This window comes from Methylophilus sp. (assembly GCF_052173275.1).
Classification (GTDB): Bacteria; Pseudomonadota; Gammaproteobacteria; order Burkholderiales; family Methylophilaceae; genus Methylophilus.
Genome location: NZ_JBQMUL010000002.1, coordinates 2,531,660 through 2,548,730, shown reverse-complemented (window position 1 = coordinate 2,548,730; position 17,071 = coordinate 2,531,660). Strand labels below are relative to the sequence as shown.

Below are 17,071 nucleotides of genomic sequence, written 5' to 3'. Positions count from 1 at the left end.
TCCATTATGGCCACAGCAGAAAAGAAACCACGCACAGCAGCACAGATCGCCGCCACTGAAAGACTGGTAGCGAGAAACACCGCAAAGAAAGCGGCACCGGCCGCGCAGGATCCTGACCAGCTGTATAAAGTGATCGGCGGTGACTGGGGCAACAATTACGGCCACATCGTGGCTGATAAAGAAGGGGGTCCGACAGTAAGCGTCGAGCTGATCGGGAAAGAAGAAACCATCGACGTGGACAGGGAGGCATTGCAAGCAGTGCCGTTTATTGGGGCATAGGGGAATATGGGTACATTAATCTCAGGGGCAGGAACAGTTGCAGCAAGTAGGATCTTTATCGGTTTGGCAAGTCTGGCAGTGGGGTCGTATTGCAAGCCCTGCGAGCCATTCGTGCCGTGGGTCTTTCAGTTGTTGGGTATTGGATCCTAACCGGATCCGGTGATATAGAAAACCCTGTCAGTGATGGCAGGGTTTTTTGTTAGATCCACCTGGTAACAGGGATATGCAAGTACCCTTTCCTGCAGTAAAGGGGTAATATAGTACCCTTTACATCGAGGCGGTTTAAAAGGGGGCTTTTATGCAGTTTCTTGTTCACTCATCCAAGACAAAACAGTTTCTATATGAATCGATCTATAGGCCAACATTAAGGGCCGGTGATCGGGCTATGTGGACACCAAACATGCACAGCGCAAAGCTGTTTAAAACGCCCAGTGAGGCCTATCAGGTAGCATCACGCCAATCAGCCACATCAAAGGCGCACGTCGTACTGTGGGATGGGGTTTCGATGTGGAATTTGACTGAATCAAAAGCTTAGTTTGTCGCTGAGCTCAGCGACAAAGAAAAACGCGCTCTAGGGCGCGTTTTCTTATGCTTGGCGGTATATCGCCTTTAATTCGGTATAGATCTCGCGCCTGCCGCGCTCATCCAGTTGGTTAAAGGCCATTTGTTTCCAGAAGAAAACCGCCTTTAGATCGCCAGGTGAAAGCACGCGGCCATCCTCAGTTATTAACCTGTCTCGATAGAATCTAAAGTCACGCCACGCTTTAGATCTGCCTCCCGGTGGTTCACCGAATGCATGCAGTCTTAAAAGCTCTAACGCGGCATAGGGGGCGCAGGATCTGCCAGTTGACCAACGGTAAAAAGTGAAACGATCAATCTGTAAAATATCCATCACATCCTTGGGGCCGTTGAGGGTTCCGAAGTGCCAGCCGACACGTAGATACCATTCAATTTTTGACTTAGTAGCTAATTTATTTTCATTATTAATAGACTTTGTTCTCATATCAGTTCAATCCTTTAGAATTATTAGTTATTGAAACAGGCATAAAAAAAGCGGGTTAAACCCGCTGTCTAATTATGCTAATCCGAGGGAATTTTGAATCAGAAAAGAGAGGTCTATTTTGCGTGCTTTCGGGCGTTGACCTTTGCGCCGTTTATTTCGCATAATGTATATTATGTTAAATTGTTGGTGTATCGTAAATAGTAGTCGTATGCGCATTCCCCCTGTTGGGATTTGAGTTACTATCTAGACATATCCATGTCACAAGGTGCTTAAGATGAAAAATGTTTATGTTTGCATTGCTTCCTTGTTTCTAGCGGCATGTACTACGCATCACAGTCACATCACTGCACATCCGCAAGCGCGTGTCAGTCAGTTAACACAGCCTGTGAATATCACGGGTAAAGTTGACCAAGTACTCAGGAGTGGCATTCTGGGAAAAAGTGTGACTAGTACGGTGTTCATTTATTTTGATGATGTGTTGCACATCACCGGAAAATTAGATCGTACTGGCTTTGGTGAACTGCCTGGGATCAGTTATCAGGACAAACGCGTTTCCAGCAGTTGCAACTCGAGGCCGACTGGGCCAAGAACGGCGGAATTAAGTTGCATTGTATTTATTGATAGCCAACGCGTAACGACCTTGGTGATGGATACCAAGAGAAATAAATAATACTTCTGCCTAAACGCCCTATTTTTATGGCGTCTGCCGCTCTAAAAAGATTTAGTTATTAATCAGGCAAGTCTGCATGCTCTTCAAAGATCTCCCTGAAGCGCTCAGCTAGTCTTGCGAAGGCTGCAAGTATCATCGGGTCAAAGTGTTCAGGGCGCGTGCGGCCATCGCCTTTAAGGATGATCTGTAATGCATGGTCATGAGTAAATGCCGGTTTATATGGGCGTTTGCTGCGTAAGGCGTCATATACATCGCTAATCACCATAATCCGTGCAGATAATGGGATGGCTTCCCCTTTCAAGCCATTCGGGTAGCCGGTCCCATTCCAGCGCTCATGGTGATTGAGTGCAATTTCGGCACCCATCATGGTGAAGGGCGAGGTGCTTTTTCCGTGGCCCAGGATGCTGTGTCCCAGGGCAGCATGGGTTTTCATGATTTCCCATTCATCCGGAGTATGGGCACCGGGCTTGAGCAAGATATGGTCAGGTATGCCTATTTTGCCTACATCATGCAAGGGGCTGGCATGGTAAATCGTGTCGATAAAGTCCTGGCTCATGCCTAAATCAGCCGATAGTTCCTTACAGAAAAAAGCAATGCGGTGTATATGGTCGCCGGTTTCCTTGTCGCGAAATTCGGCCGCTCGCAGGATGCTGAACATGGAGTCAAAGTAGCTGGTCAGCAACTGTTCAGTCCGCTCTTCCACTTGCACTTCCAGCGTGCGGCTATAGTTGCTGAGAAAGTCGTTATATTCTTTCAGGCGTAACAGGTTGCGTACCCGGATCCAAAGTTCGGCTCTATCTACCGGCTTGGTGACAAACTCCTCTACCCCACATTGCAAGGCGCGCATTCTTGAGTTTCGGTCTACCAGTGCGGTGATCATAATGATGGGTATCACTTTGGTGGCTTCATTACTTTTCAGCTGTTCGGCCAGTTCAAAGCCATTCAGTACCGGCATCATGGCGTCCAGCAGGATAAGGTCAGGCTGATGCTCATCAATCAGTTCCAGCGCCATTTTGCCATCATGCGCTTGCAAGGTAGCGTAGCCTTCTGAGGTCAGCAGCGTATCGAGATAGGTGCGGTTATTCTCTTCGTCATCGACAATGAGTATGGTCTTGCGCGTGACTTTCATATCCATGGTATCAACCTCTCGCCAGTATTATTTTTATACGTAGATCTGCTTTAAAGTGACATCGTGTTGTTTTAAAGTATGGCATCTATTGTTTCCAGGAATTCTTTGTAGCGGATAGGTTTGGCAATATAGCCATCGCACCCTGCTTTGCGCATTTTCTCTTCGTCGCCTTTCATGGCAAATGCGGTGAGCGCGATGATTTTGATATGGCTGGTCTCACCCTCTTCCTTTAGTATCTGCGCGGCTGTCAGGCCATCCATGCCAGGTAGCTGGATATCCATCAGAATCACTTCTGGTAGCTGGCTGCGCGCAATTTCCAATCCATCCAATGCATTCACGGCTTGCAGAACTTCATGCCCGGAAGTCTCCAGCAACAATTGCGCGAGTTTCATATTGGTCGGGTTGTCTTCGACGATCAGTACTTTTGCCATCTTCGCCTCTAGGTTTTTTCTTTAGGCGCGCGCTTTTTCTTGCCGGCCAGTGCACGATGGACTTCACTGAGGAAGTTGCCATGATTGAATTCAGATTTTTCCAGGACAGCCAGCACGTGCCCTTTCAGGACTTGATGCTCCTGAGGCGTCAGGAATTTGGACGTCACGACAATGATAGGGATTTTCGCCGTGCGTTTATCCAGCTTCAAATTTTCAACCACTTCAAAGCCATTGATTTCCGGCATCATCAAGTCCAGCACGATCAGGTCCGGTTGCTGTAATTTGGCGATATGCGTCGCTTCATTGCCGCCATAGGCGCGCAGCACGGTGTGCCTGGCGTGTTCTAGATAAGAAGAAATGATTTCTACCGCTTTGGGGTCATCATCGACAACCAGCACCTTGGCACCAGGCTGGTTATGCCCTGGTTTGGTAAAGCCCAGCTTGTTCAAGGCTATTTGCAAATCGTCGGCAGAAACCGGTTTTTGCAATACCTGCGCTGCGCCAAGCGATAAACCACGGTTGCTATCGGCCATGATAGAAAGAATCACCACCGGGATATGCGCGAGTTTGGCATCGGTTTTCAGTTTGGTTAAAAATTGCCAGCCGTCCATGCCAGGCAACAAAATATCCAGCGTGATCAAATCTGGCGGATTACCGTCGGCCAATATAGACAGCGCTATTTCGGCAGTGGCCGCACGCGTGACACGACAGTTGTCTGATTCCAGCTGCAGCCTGATCAAATCAGCTGCGCGGTCATCATCTTCCAGCACCAATACGTGCGGTGAATCCGTATGCACAAATTTGCGTATGCTTTCGCCGGTCTGCATGCTGGCTAACGTAGTATCGCCCAAGTTGGTATTGTGTTGCAGCCAGACGGTGAAGGTACTGCCTTTGCCAGGCGTGCTGGTGACTGCCACTGCCCCACTGTGCAGTTCTGCCAGTTTGCGCACCAGGGCCAAGCCTAGCCCGGTACCTTCAAACCGCCGGGAAAGCGTACTTTCTACCTGCACAAAAGGCTGGAAAAGACGGCTGATATCTTGTGCTTCTATGCCTATGCCAGTGTCGGTGATCGATATCTGGATAAACTGGCTGGCGTTGCCTATAGGTGAAAAATGGCTTTGCGGGATATCCCTGGTTTGTTCAAGTACGTTATCCCGCTGCACCAGGCTGGCCTGCAACGTGATCTGGCCGCCCTCTGGCGTAAATTTCACCGCGTTGGATAACAGGTTATAAACGATCTGTTTCACCTTGCGTGAATCCAGCCAGGCATGGCCTAGATCATCTGCCAGGTCAGCCTGCAGCTTGATATGCTGGGTAGAGGCTTTTTCCTTGATGATAGAAAGGCTGTTTTGCAGCAAGCCTTTTACATCTATCATCTCGCCCTCAAGCTCCATGCGGCCGGCTTCAATTTTAGACAGGTCGAGCACATCGTTAATCAATGAAAGCAGGTGTTGCCCGCTTTCAAAAATATCATTGACGTACACTTTCTGTTTATCCGCCAATTGCCCAATCAAACCATCCCGCAGGATCTCTGAAAAGCCAATAATGGCATTCAAAGGCGTGCGCAGTTCATGCGACATGGTCGCCAGGAATTCAGACTTCATCTTGTCTGCTTCCAGTAACTGTTCGTTCTTAAGGCCGATTTCTTCACTGCGCAGATGCAACTGCTCTGCCAGAAGCTTGAGGTCGCCATACTGCTGGATATTATGTAGCGCCACGCCTAATTGCGCCGATAAGCGCTCAATAAAGGTTTGGTCGCGATCTGTGACCGGGCGGCTTGCCGCCAGCACGAGTACCGCCAGGCGTTTTTCCTGGTAAGTGACAGGACAGATAATAATGGCTGCAGGTTTAATAGCGAGCAGCCCTGTCTCTATGGTCAGCGTGGGGAACTCTTCTACGTCGCGCAGTATCAGGGTCTGGTTTTTGTGAATCGCATCACCGATGATGCCATGGCCTAATTTGAATTCATTGAGGATATCTGTAGGCGATGAATGTGTGCTTTCCAGGCGGTAAAAACCGCCCCATTCGTCATAGCCATAAATCGCAGAAACCGGGAAAGCATGATTCCTGGCCAGGATTTCCAGCATGTTAGGCAGGATATGTGCGCGGTCATAATTGGCATTGAACAACCTGAGCACCTCGCTGTGGGTCTGGTCATAAATCGCCGCATTTTTCAGGTCGTATTCAATCTGCTTGAAATCGCTCACATTGCGCGCCACGGTAGATAAGTGCGTAGGCACGCCATTCGCATCTTTGTGTACCACGACCACCTGGGAAACCGGGATAGTGATGCCGGTGCGGCTGATAAAAGCGGTTTCCCCGCCCCACACGCCAGTACTCAATGCCGCAGGGATAGCTTTGTTGTGAATGAGGTCGGTTGCCCAGTCCGGGCGCATACGTGAGATCGCTTGAGTAGCGATGTCTTCATTTTCACCTATCCCCAGGAGTTTGCGCCCGCCTCTGTTCAGGTAAAAATACTCGCCTTGCAGGTTGGCATTGGCGATCAGGTCGGGCGATGCGTCGAGAATATCAGTGAGCCGTTTCTGCTCAGCCGAGGCTTGTTTGCGGATTTTAAGATCGCGCTGGATGCGCCATATCAGTAGCGGAAAAAAGATCAGGATCGCGACCGACATGAAGGTGAACAGAACCAGCAAGTCTTTGGCGTGGTCTTGCTCTAACTTAGTCCTGTCAGTCAGCAGGTTTTGCTCTTCGAGCGACATGGCACTGAATACGCCACGAATCTCGAGCATATCTTCGCGGCGGATGGAGTCCTTGCGCAGGATATCCCTGAGTTTATCGATAGAAACTGCATGCGCAGAATCAATCAGCTGATTAAAGTAGATCAGCCGCCGGTCTATCAGTCTTCTTAATAAGGTGATCTGCTTCTGCTGGAAGCTATTATCTTTGGTGAGTACGGCCAGCTCGGTAATATCTTTTTGCAGGTCGGCCAGAGCAATATCACGGCGATTAATCGAACTGTTGTCACCGGTGAGGAGAAATCCGCGTTGCGAGACTTCCAGCTGGTTGAAGAGTGCCAGGCCTCTATCCAGTTTTGAAATGACTTCGTTGGTGTGGGTGACCCAGCGATTAGTCTCAGAAAAACGCTGCAGGTAGATAATGCTGGTAATGCCTACGATCACCAACAGCGCAAAAAAACTGATGAATCCATAAATAATGATGGATTCCAGCGCCCAGCGCTCTGTACGTTCAGAGCTCATACCGATATAACCTGCTAGCCAGCATTGTGATTCCCTTCTTGTTATTCACATCAAGGATTAATCAGTACAGTTCTTACACCGATTTGAGATTGCGTGTTGCTAAACGTTCAAATACCGCGAAATATTCATGAGGCTGCGCTATGACTGCCATCGGGGATAGTTTTCAACTGCGGTGAAGGCCTTTCAGTAGTGGGCACATCTGAAATACATTTATGCTAATTTATTCGTCCGGCAGTCACCTGTCAATTCTAATTTTTACTTAAATTAAATATTTATCGTTATAAATATTTAATTGTTAATCCAGAGCATGCTTATCAGGCTTCACAACATGAGCGAGCAGGCTGCCTTGGCAGCTTGCCGCGCTTATTTTCCGGGTAATTTGAAGGTCAGGATGCGGTCGCCCTGCTTGAAGCCAAACAGGGAGTTTCCGCCGCTTACTACTGCGATATATTGCTCACCATTGACCTGATAAGTGATGGGGGGCGCATTGACGCCATATTCAGATTGGTAATGCCACAAAGCTTTGCCGTCCTTGCTGGCATAAGCCGTCAAACTACCATTGCCTTCACCGCAGAAAAGCAATCCGCCAGCAGTAGAGAGCACGCCACCTACCAGAGGTTGCTGCGTTTTGTGCTGCCAGGCGATTTTTCCTGTCTGGCTATCAATGGCGCTCAGCAGCCCCCATCTTGCATCATCAGTCGGCTCACTGGCAGCGTAACGCATCGGTTTCTGACCGCTGCTGGCCTCGGTTTCATGCACGGTATATTTGATAGGGCTATGCATCGCGGCGACAAATATTTTATGCTGGCGCTCGTCTACGCTGACAGGTGACCAGTTGGCGCCGCCTAGTATGCCCGGATAAATCACAGTGCCTTCAGGGCCTGGTTTTTTAAACAGGTTATGCTGCGGTACAAAGGCTTCCGATTTGGCGAGAAACTGGCCGGTTGCCCTGTCGTGCACATAGAACCAGCCCGTTTTGCTGGCTTGCCCGACTACCGGAATCGTTTTCCCCTGATGCTGGTAGTGAAACAAGACTGGCGGGCTGGCTAGATCATAGCCCCACAAGTCGTGTGGCACCTGCTGGTAATGCCATTTATAGTGGCCGGTTTCAGTATCCAGCGCGACCAGTGACACGGTATACAGATTGTCACCTGGCCTTGAAACATCATTCATCTGCGGCGATGGATTGCCCGTGCCAAAGTAAAGCGTATTGGTGTCTGCATCAATCGCTGGCGTGCTCCAGGCGGAACCGCCACCAAACCTTGCCGCATCCGGATACGCGTTAAGCGCAGCTTTTTCAGCTGCGATATCCCGCTCGAATACGCTGCCATCCGCCGTTTTGGTGGTGAAACTACCCTCCCAGGCTTTGGCCGGGATCGTATCAAACTGCCAGACCTGGTGGCCGTCATTCACATCAAATGCGGCGAGGAACCCAGGGCGGCCATAACGCCCGGTCACACCGATCACGGCACCTAAAGGCGCATCACTGGTCGGGTTATCAATATGCAATCCATAACCTACGCCAGTGATGCCTATGATGACTTTTTGCTTGTAGACCACGGGCGCCATGGCAATGCCAACGCCGGTGCCGCCAGTGACTTTCCTGGTTTTATTCGGGTCACTGCTATTCAGCGTCGTTTGTTGTTCGGTGTTCACCTGGTTAGCGGCGACATCAATATCCCAAAGCTTTTGCCCGCTACGCGCATCCAGCGCAATGAGCCGCGCATCCACAGTGCCGATAAATACTTTGCCTTCAGACACGGCAACGCCGCGGTTAGCCGGCCCACAGCACATCGGCCAATCGGCTTTGCGGTCATGCGTGTATTTCCATAATTGCTTGCCGCTGGCTGCATCTAAAGCCAATACATGGTTAAACGGCAGGCTGATATACATCACACCATTGACCACAATAGGCGTGGCCTGAAAAGTCGCCTTGACGCCGGTATTGACGGTCCAGGCAGATTGAAGCTGGCTGATATTCTGTTGATTGATTTGCGACAAGGGTGAAAAACGTTGCGCTTGCAGATCCCGGCCATAACTGGCCCAATCGACATTCGCCGATTGGGCAGTGTCTGGTTTGGAGACCTGCGTACAAGCCAGCAACAATGATACTGACGTCAGGCTCAGGTAACTAAATAATTGCCGGATGAAAGGTTTATTCATATTCATAATTATCCAAGGACTATACAGGTGAGTATACATGCGAAATGTGTTTTTGCGTCCAGACGCCATTTGAATCACCACAATATAAAATATATTTCTCACAATGCAACTAAAGGCAGTTTATGATGGACATAAACAACAATTGGTTAATGCGATAATATTTATGAGTTCATCTGCATCTCTTGCCCTGAAAATCGCCGAAAAAGGCTGGTTACCAGATCTACTCATCCGCAAAGGCATACAAAAACTCTGCCAATCCAGATTAGATGAAATCCTGGACAACGATTGCGAAAGCGCACAATCAGCCCTGATTCAATTCATCGAACAGATGCAAACCTCAGACATTGCGCCATTACCTGAAAAAGCCAATGCGCAGCATTATGAAATCCCAGCGGCTTTTTACCAGTATTGCCTGGGCGCCCACCGTAAATACAGCAGTTGTTACTGGCATGTAGAGACCGGAACACTAGATGAAGCCGAACAGCTGGCCTTGTCACAAACCTGCGCCCATGCCCTGATACAAGATGGCCAGCAGATCCTGGAGCTCGGTTGCGGCTGGGGCTCTTTGACCTTGTGGATGGCCCGCCACTACCCGAATGCCACGATTACCGGCGTATCTAACTCAGCTTCGCAACGTGACTATATCTTGCAGCAGGCCAGCCTGCTCGGCCTGGCCAACGTCAATATCATTACCGCAGATATGAATGTGTTTGATACCGAGCAGACCTTTGACCGGATTGTATCGGTAGAGATGTTCGAACACATGCGTAATTACCAGGTGCTGTATGCCAAAGTGGCGCGCTGGCTAAAAGCGGATGGGCTGTTTTTCAAGCATATTTTTGTCCATCGCCACGCCGCGTACGCATTTGATGTCAAAGCAGATGATGACTGGATGAGTCAGTATTTCTTCAGTGGCGGCATGATGCCTAGTGATGATTTGCCACTGTACTTTCAAGATGATTTAAAAATCATTGAAAAATGGCGCTGGAGCGGCAGCCATTATGAGAAAACCGCCAATGCCTGGCTGGAGAACATGGATCAGAATCACGCAGCGCTGACACCAGTGTTGCAAGGCATCTACGGTAAAGCTGATGCCGAGATCTGGCGCCAGCGCTGGCGCATTTTTTTCATGGCCTGTGCCGAACTGTTTGGCTACAACCATGGGCAAACCTGGTGGGTCAGCCATTATTTATTTGCCAAAAAATAAACTTAAATATCAAATATGCCCTCTAATAAATTGATTATATTTAATTTTATTGCTTTCCAGTTGCTTTGGTGGGCATGCGTGCTTTCCGCCAAACCGGGATTGACGCTGACTGTATTTGTCGCCGTTGTGCTCTTCACTGCAGCCCATTTGCAATGGATAGAACGCTGGCAACAGGTTTTGCCTATCTTCATCGCAGCCATGTTGGGTTGCATATTGGACCAAATCGGTTATACCATGGGCTGGGTTGCTTTTGAATACCACCATGCATGGATAAGTCACATTCCATTGTGGATGGTGGCCTTATGGCTGGCATTTGCCACCACCCTGAATGTCAGCATGCGCTGGTTACAGCGCAAACTTGTGCTAGCCGCCGTGCTCGGCGCTATTTTTGGCCCGCTGGCTTATCTGGGCGCCGTGCAATTAGGCGTGGTAAAGCTCCCCTCCCCGATTGCTAGCCTGGCCTGGGTGGCGCTGGAATGGGCCATTGCCATGCCACTGTTGCTTTGGGTCCGCCATGCGTTTAATCACACTGCAAACATAAGGCACACATGATTTATACCTACGCATTGATCGCGATACTGATGTTTGCCTTGAGTGGCTGGCTGCTGAGTTTTGCCACGCATCATTACAGCCATGTCGATAGCATGTGGAGCCTGTTTATGGCGATCACAGCGTATATCAGCGCGATTTTTCTCTATGATCTATCAGCCCGCGGCTGCCTGGTGCTGGCGTTAGTGACATTGTGGGCATTGCGGCTGAGTATTTTCCTCACTTTGCGTAACTGGGGTAAGGAAGATCACCGCTACGACACTATACGCAACAATAATGAACCGCATTTCTGGTTTAAAAGCGTCTACATTATTTTTGGCTTGCAGGCTTTACTGGCCTGGGTGATTTCTTATCCACTGTATGCTGCAGTGACCAGCCAGGCGCCTTTGCAGTGGCTGGATTGGGCCGGTGCATTGTTGTTCGCCCTCGGATTTTACTGGGAAGTGGTCGCAGACTGGCAGCTAACACGCTTTCGCAATCAGCCAGGCGACGACAGCAAAGTACTTAATACCGGGCTTTGGCGTTATAGCCGCCACCCCAACTATTTTGGCGAGTGCCTGATCTGGTGGGGCTTCGCCTTATTTGGCGCCGCGACTGGTGATCATTGGGTATGGCTATCACCCATCATCATGACTATTCTGCTGTTAAAAGTCAGTGGTGTCAGCCTAATGGAAAAGACCATCCATAGCCGGCGCCCCGGTTATGCGGAATATGTCAAAAACACCAATGCTTTTATTCCAGGCATCCCGAAAGCTGGACAGACGCATGAATCGTAAAGGTCAAGCGCTGGGGCTAGTGGCTTTATGGCTAGGCCTGCTGCCTGTAGCACAGGCAAAAGACTGGTCTTTTGAGGTGTGGCTGGACAAACAGAAAATAGGCACCCATACCTTTTCGCTCAACAACCAGCAGTTGCAGAGCCGCGCCAGTTTCGATGTCAAAGTCTTGTTTATCAATGCCTATCGCTACCGGCACCAGGCGGATGAAGCCTGGCAAGACGCATGTTTAAACAGCCTGAAATCGCATACTGAAGAAAACAAAACAGTCACCGATGTCAATGGGCTACTAAAGGATAGGCAATTCGTTATTGATAAACAAGAGGGTAAAAATGCTGAGCAACAAACATTACCTGCGTGCATCATGACTTTTGCTTACTGGAACCCCGCTATTCTCAAACAAACGCGCTTGCTCAACCCGCAAAATGCCGAATACCTGGATGTGACAGTGAGTGACGATGGCGTTAAACCTATCATGGTCAAAGGCCAGGACACGCCTGCCCACCAATATCATCTGCGCGGCCGCTATAAAGGCAAAGACAAGCTAAACATCACATTATGGTATGACCAGCAACAAGATTGGGTGGCGTTAGAATCGGTGACGCCAGAAGGTTATAAAATAATTTATAAGCTCATTTAATCAATATGTTAAAAATTTTAATTAAAGTGATTTGTATGATGACGATATTCGGTCTCACCGCTTGCCAGAATTTGCCGCCTATCCAGACTGTGACCCAGGTGGATGTAGACCGCTTTATGGGTGACTGGTATGTGATTGCGGCTATTCCAACTTTTATGGAGAGTGACCCGTACAACCCTGTCGAACACTATGACAGAAATGCGGACGGCACGATTGCCACCACGTTCACTTTCAACAAAGGTGGGTTTGATGGCAAGTTAAAAGAGTACCACCCGACTGGTTTCGTGGTACCCAACACGGGCAACGCCGAATGGAAAATGCAATTCTTGTGGCCGTTCAAGTCTGAATACCTGATCGCGTATCTCAGCGATGACGCGCAACACACGATTATTGCCAGGAACAAACGTGATTATGTCTGGTTGATGTCGCGGCAGCCTTCGATGGACCAGGCCACGTTTGACAAACATGTCGCAAAAATAAAAGCCATGGGATACGACATCAGCAAGCTGGAAATCTTTCCGCACCTGAATGTTCAACCACCATTAAAACAGCCCCTTTAAAGCAGATGCGCGAGTCTGTGCATGAATCTGCCGAATAAACCAAGCCTGCCCATGCATGAAAAACCCAAGTGAATGAGAGACGCAAGTGATTCAGAAAATAGGTAAGATGCAGCAGCGCGTTTCCGGGTTACTCTGGCGGTTAATCGGCTGGCTGGATAATCGACATTACCAGGCGCCGGCCAGTGCCACCTCAGAAAGCATAGACTGGTGGCGGGTATTGCCATTTGTCGCGCTGCATATCGCGCTGATCGCTTTGTTCTGGGTCGGCTGGAGCGCATTTGCGGTAGGGTTCGCAGTGCTCATGTATGTGTTGCGCATGTTTGCCATCACAGGCTTTTATCATCGTTATTTCGCCCATAAAACCTTTCAAACCTCACGTGCCGGGCAATTTGTCTTTGCCTTGATTGGTGCCACCGCAGTGCAGCGCGGGCCACTCTGGTGGGCGTCGCATCATCGCAGCCATCATGTACATGCCGACCAACCGCAAGACATTCATTCGCCGCACCAGCATGGTTTTCTGTGGAGCCACTTAGGCTGGTTTTTGAGCCACGCCAACTTTAAAACTCAGCTTGAGCGCGTGCGCGAGCTGACACGCTTCCGTGAACTCTGCTGGCTGGACAGGTTTGACAGCCTGGTGCCTATTGCACTCGCTGCCGCCATCTATGGCCTGGGTGAATTGCTCAACGCTTATGCGCCGGGCTTACACACCAATGGCTGGCAGTTATTGGTATGGGGTTTCGTGCTTTCCACCATCGCCCTCTACCACGCGACTTTTTGCATCAATTCACTGGCGCATGTCTGGGGCAGCCGGCGTTATGCCACGCGCGACCAAAGCCGTAATAACTGGCTGATTGCCATCTTCACACTCGGTGAGGGATGGCATAACAATCACCATCACTATCCAGGCACGGCGAAACAGGGTTTTTACTGGTGGGAGGTCGATTTCACTTATTATGGGCTGAAAGTATTGGCCGCCCTTGGCCTGATCTGGAATCTCAAGCAAGTGCCGCTGGAAATTCGCAACCAGCATGCAAACGAGGGGCATTAAGCATGGCCTTGAATATCGCCATTATCGGCAGTGGCATTGCCGGTAATACACTGGCCTACCATCTGCATCAACAACACCAGGTCACAGTATTTGAAGCCAACGACTATATTGGTGGCCACACGCATACCCATCAGGTCAGCATCGCCGGCGAAACCCATCTTGTAGACACCGGCTTTATTGTGTTTAACGATAAAACCTACCCCGAGTTTGAGCGTATGCTACGCACCACGGGTGTCGCCTGGCGCGACAGTGACATGAGCTTTAGTGTGCGCAACGAAGTCACCGGGCTGGAATACAACGGTACTTCTATCAACAGCCTGTTCGCGCAAAGGCGAAATTTTCTCTCCCCTGCCTTTTACCGCATGATCCGCGACATTATGCGCTTTAACAAACAGGCACTGGCATTGCTGGCGCCCGGCAATGAAATCACGTTGGGCGAATATTTAGCACAGAACGGCTACTCACCGCAGTTTGTACGCGACTATATTGTCCCTATGGGTGCCGCCATCTGGTCTACCGATGCCGAGCAGATGCTGAACTTCCCTGCCCGCTTTTTTGTGCGATTTTTTCATCATCATGGCATGCTAAGCATCAACGATAGGCCGCAATGGCGCACGATTAAAGGCGGCTCGGCCAATTACCTGGAGAAAATCACTGCTGGCTATCGCCAGCGCATACAACTGAACTGCCCGGTCACCGCCGTGCATAGGGATGTCGATGGTGTCACCCTCACCACAGCACAGGGCAAGCAGCGGTTTGATTATGTCTTTTTTGCTTGTCACAGCGATCAGGCCTTGCGTATCCTGGCCACTGAAGCCACGGCAGCAGAACAGGAAATACTGGGTGCCATCCCCTATCAGGACAACACGGTCTTTCTGCACACGGACGCGACCTTAATGCCCAAACGCAGACTGGCCTGGGCGGCGTGGAATTATCATGTCACCGCCCAGGCGGCTAATAATTCGCAAGCGCCTGGCAAAGTGCAAGTCACCTACAATATGAATATCCTGCAAGGCATACGCTCGGCGCAACCCTTGCTTGTCACACTCAACTACACCGCCGCGATTGATGCGGCCAAAGTCATCAAGAAACTGCATTATCGGCACCCGCTATTCACGCTGGCAGGTGCGCAAGCACAGTTAAGGCATGCAGAAATCAGTGGCCATCACCGCACGGGTTTTGCCGGCGCATACTGGAAAAATGGCTTTCATGAAGACGGCGTGGTCAGTGCACTGGCCGCTATCCAGCACTTCCAGGCAGCAGTTTTATGATTGATAGCGCACTTTCTATCGTCAATCAAAAAATGCCGGGCGAGACAGTCTCAGGTGAAAAGTTACATAGCGCTATTTATACAGGCTGGATCAGTCATCAACGCTTGCAGCCGAAAACGCATGGCTTTCGCTACCAGCTTTTCATGCTTTATCTCGATCTGGAAGAACTTCCTTATTTATTTAAAAATAATAAGTTATGGTCTTATCTTAAACCAAATTGTGCTTACTTCAGACGGCAAGATTACCTGGGGCCGCCTGACCAGCCTTTGGATCAATGCGTGCGTGACCTGGTGGAAACACACACCGGTCATCGTCCGGCAGGCCGCATAGGCTTGCTCACCCATTGTCGCTACTGGGGTATATGCTTTAACCCGGTCAGTTTTTACTACTGCCATGATAGCCAGGGTGAATTGCAGGCCATCGTCAGCCATATCACCAATACACCCTGGAAAGAGCAATTTGCCTATGTGCATGAAGTCAAGCAGGCAAAAGAATTGTTATTCAAACTAGACAAAGACTTTCACGTCTCCCCTTTCATGCCTATGGATATAGACTACCAATGGCAGTTTTCAGCGCCCGCTGACACGCTTAGTGTGCATATGCAAAGCTGGCGGCAGGAGCAAGCCATGTTTTTTGCCACCTTGAAGCTGCAGCGGCAACCCTGGCGGGCCAGTAGCCTGAATCGCATGCTGTTTGGTTACCCGTGGATGACCTTGAAAGTCATTGTTGCCATTTACTGGCAAGCCCTGCGCCTATGGCTCAAAAGAATCCCTTTTTATGCTCACCCAAAACCATACGCCAACCCTGGTGATGAATCATGAATCCAATGCCTACTGTAAAAACGCTACCAGCAGATACCCTGACCAAACCTTTAAAGTCAAAAAGCCGTGCCAAGTGGGTCGCGAAATTGGCTAAAGCCCAGGTACTGAAACGCCTGGCCAGCCTGAAATCAGGTCGGCTGACAGTGATCGATGGCCACGAGCGCCATGAGTTTGGCGATGCGGGCGCGATAGCGACTTCAGCCACCATTACCGTGCATGACCCACGTTTTTATGGCGAAATCGCCTTTGGCGGCAGTATAGGTGCCGGTGAGGCTTATATGCTGGGCTATTGGCAGGCGGATTCCCTGACCAATGTAGTGCGCCTGATGGTACTCAATCAGTCTGTGATGGACACGCTGGAGGGCGGTTACCAGTATTTGAGTAAACCTATCCTCAAAATTTTCCATTGGCTTAACAGTAATAGTGAAGCCGGCAGCCAGAAAAATATCGCCTCGCACTATGACCTGGGCAATGACTTGTTCAAGTTGTTCCTGGACCCGACCATGATGTATTCATCGGCGATATTCGATGATCCAGCCAAGGCTGATACTGGCAGTCTGCAAGCGGCTTCAGAGCGCAAGTTACAGCTGATTTGTGAGAAATTGCAGCTGTCTGCGACAGACCGCGTCATTGAGATAGGCACTGGCTGGGGCGGTTTTGCTATCTACGCTGCTAAACACTACGGCTGCCATGTCACCACGACGACAATCTCTGAACAGCAGTTTGCATTGGCAAAAGAGCGCGTGGCAGCGGCAGGCCTGCAAGACAAAATCGTCTTGCTGAAGCAGGATTACCGCCACCTGCAAGGCCAGTATGACAAGCTGGTATCGATTGAAATGATAGAAGCGGTTGGCCACCAGTTTTACGATACCTATTTCAAAAAAGTCAGTCAGTTGCTTAAATCTGACGGCGTGGCGCTGATACAGGCGATTACCATCAGTGATCAGCGCTACGACAGTGCCATTCGTTCGGTAGATTTTATCCAGCGCTACATCTTTCCTGGCTCGAATATCCCCTCCAATACCGCCATGCTTACCAGCATGACGCGCGCTAGTGATTTACGCCTGGTGGATTTACAGGATATCGGCTTGCATTACGCGACCACTTTGCGCTTGTGGCGGGAAAACTTCTTTGCCAATATCGATGCGGTCAGGCAGTTAGGCTACAGCGATACATTTATCCGTATGTGGGATTTCTACCTGAGCTATTGTGAAGGCGGTTTTGCCGAGTGTGCCTTGGGCGATGTGCATCTGCTGTTGGCCAAACCTGGCTACCGCGCACTTAACAGGGTGTAGCCGCGCAGCAGTCA

Annotated in this window: 16 protein-coding genes; 11 read left to right on the top strand and 5 right to left on the bottom strand. The window is 49.9% G+C overall.

The window, feature by feature from the left end; all coding sequences use genetic code 11:
- The first annotated feature begins 6 nt into the window (after positions 1-6).
- Positions 7-279 carry a hypothetical protein gene (locus ACTS9Y_RS13365; RefSeq protein WP_442586422.1) on the top strand — a complete coding sequence of 91 codons (273 nt, stop codon included), beginning with the start codon at positions 7-9 and terminating at the stop codon, positions 277-279.
- Positions 280-865: 586 nt separating this feature from the next.
- Here ACTS9Y_RS13365 and ACTS9Y_RS13360 read toward each other — a convergent pair.
- Complete coding sequence (locus ACTS9Y_RS13360; protein WP_442586421.1) at positions 866-1,282, bottom strand: DUF3653 domain-containing protein; 417 nt, start codon at positions 1,280-1,282, stop codon at positions 866-868.
- Positions 1,283-1,556: 274 nt separating this feature from the next.
- Here ACTS9Y_RS13360 and ACTS9Y_RS13355 point away from each other — a divergent pair, with 274 nt between their 5' ends.
- Entirely contained in the window at positions 1,557-1,952 is a 396-nt protein-coding gene (locus ACTS9Y_RS13355; RefSeq protein WP_442586420.1) for a hypothetical protein, read from the top strand.
- Between the two features lie 58 nt (positions 1,953-2,010).
- On the opposite strand, the gene ACTS9Y_RS13350 is transcribed toward ACTS9Y_RS13355, so the two are convergent.
- The 4 genes from ACTS9Y_RS13350 to ACTS9Y_RS13335 all read right to left on the bottom strand — a co-directional run bounded on the left by ACTS9Y_RS13350 (position 2,011) and on the right by ACTS9Y_RS13335 (position 8,893).
- Positions 2,011-3,087 (bottom strand): response regulator, encoded by a 1,077-nt coding sequence (locus tag ACTS9Y_RS13350; RefSeq protein ID WP_442586419.1) that lies wholly within the window; start codon positions 3,085-3,087, stop codon positions 2,011-2,013.
- Positions 3,088-3,152: 65 nt separating this feature from the next.
- Entirely contained in the window at positions 3,153-3,512 is a 360-nt protein-coding gene (locus ACTS9Y_RS13345; protein WP_442586418.1) for a response regulator, read from the bottom strand.
- Positions 3,513-3,520: 8 nt separating this feature from the next.
- Positions 3,521-6,730 carry a response regulator gene (locus ACTS9Y_RS13340; RefSeq protein ID WP_442586417.1) on the bottom strand — a complete coding sequence of 1,070 codons (3,210 nt, stop codon included), beginning with the start codon at positions 6,728-6,730 and terminating at the stop codon, positions 3,521-3,523.
- A 363-nt stretch (positions 6,731-7,093) separates the two neighbouring features.
- A complete protein-coding gene (locus ACTS9Y_RS13335; protein ID WP_442586416.1) occupies positions 7,094-8,893 on the bottom strand; it encodes a pyrroloquinoline quinone-dependent dehydrogenase in 1,800 nt (599 codons plus the stop codon).
- 163 nt (positions 8,894-9,056) lie between these two features.
- On the opposite strand from ACTS9Y_RS13335, the gene ACTS9Y_RS13330 reads away from it, so the two are divergent.
- The 9 genes from ACTS9Y_RS13330 (at position 9,057) to ACTS9Y_RS13290 (ending at position 17,057) form a co-directional block, all read left to right on the top strand.
- Positions 9,057-10,100, top strand: a complete 1,044-nt coding sequence (locus ACTS9Y_RS13330) for an SAM-dependent methyltransferase (RefSeq protein ID WP_442586415.1) — start codon at positions 9,057-9,059, stop codon at positions 10,098-10,100.
- A gap of 15 nt (positions 10,101-10,115) precedes the next feature.
- Complete coding sequence (locus ACTS9Y_RS13325) at positions 10,116-10,652, top strand: DUF2878 domain-containing protein (protein ID WP_442586414.1); 537 nt, start codon at positions 10,116-10,118, stop codon at positions 10,650-10,652.
- Positions 10,649-11,425 carry a DUF1295 domain-containing protein gene (locus tag ACTS9Y_RS13320; RefSeq protein WP_442586413.1) on the top strand — a complete coding sequence of 259 codons (777 nt, stop codon included), beginning with the start codon at positions 10,649-10,651 and terminating at the stop codon, positions 11,423-11,425. The genes ACTS9Y_RS13325 and ACTS9Y_RS13320 overlap by 4 nt, the downstream gene beginning before the upstream one ends.
- Positions 11,415-12,062, top strand: a complete 648-nt coding sequence (locus ACTS9Y_RS13315; RefSeq protein ID WP_442586412.1) for a DUF6134 family protein — start codon at positions 11,415-11,417, stop codon at positions 12,060-12,062. Before ACTS9Y_RS13320 ends, ACTS9Y_RS13315 begins: the two co-directional genes overlap by 11 nt.
- Positions 12,063-12,097: 35 nt before the next feature.
- Positions 12,098-12,622: a lipocalin family protein gene (locus tag ACTS9Y_RS13310; RefSeq protein WP_442586411.1), complete on the top strand. Its 525-nt coding sequence runs from the start codon at positions 12,098-12,100 to the stop codon at positions 12,620-12,622.
- A 106-nt stretch (positions 12,623-12,728) separates the two neighbouring features.
- Positions 12,729-13,670: an acyl-CoA desaturase gene (locus tag ACTS9Y_RS13305; protein WP_442586953.1), complete on the top strand. Its 942-nt coding sequence runs from the start codon at positions 12,729-12,731 to the stop codon at positions 13,668-13,670.
- An 8-nt stretch (positions 13,671-13,678) separates the two neighbouring features.
- Entirely contained in the window at positions 13,679-14,941 is a 1,263-nt protein-coding gene (locus ACTS9Y_RS13300) for an NAD(P)/FAD-dependent oxidoreductase (RefSeq protein ID WP_442586952.1), read from the top strand.
- A complete protein-coding gene (locus tag ACTS9Y_RS13295; RefSeq protein ID WP_442586410.1) occupies positions 14,938-15,762 on the top strand; it encodes a DUF1365 domain-containing protein in 825 nt (274 codons plus the stop codon). The genes ACTS9Y_RS13300 and ACTS9Y_RS13295 overlap by 4 nt, the downstream gene beginning before the upstream one ends.
- Positions 15,759-17,057 (top strand): class I SAM-dependent methyltransferase, encoded by a 1,299-nt coding sequence (locus ACTS9Y_RS13290; RefSeq protein ID WP_442586409.1) that lies wholly within the window; start codon positions 15,759-15,761, stop codon positions 17,055-17,057. Before ACTS9Y_RS13295 ends, ACTS9Y_RS13290 begins: the two co-directional genes overlap by 4 nt.
- The last annotated feature ends 14 nt before the right edge of the window (positions 17,058-17,071 follow it).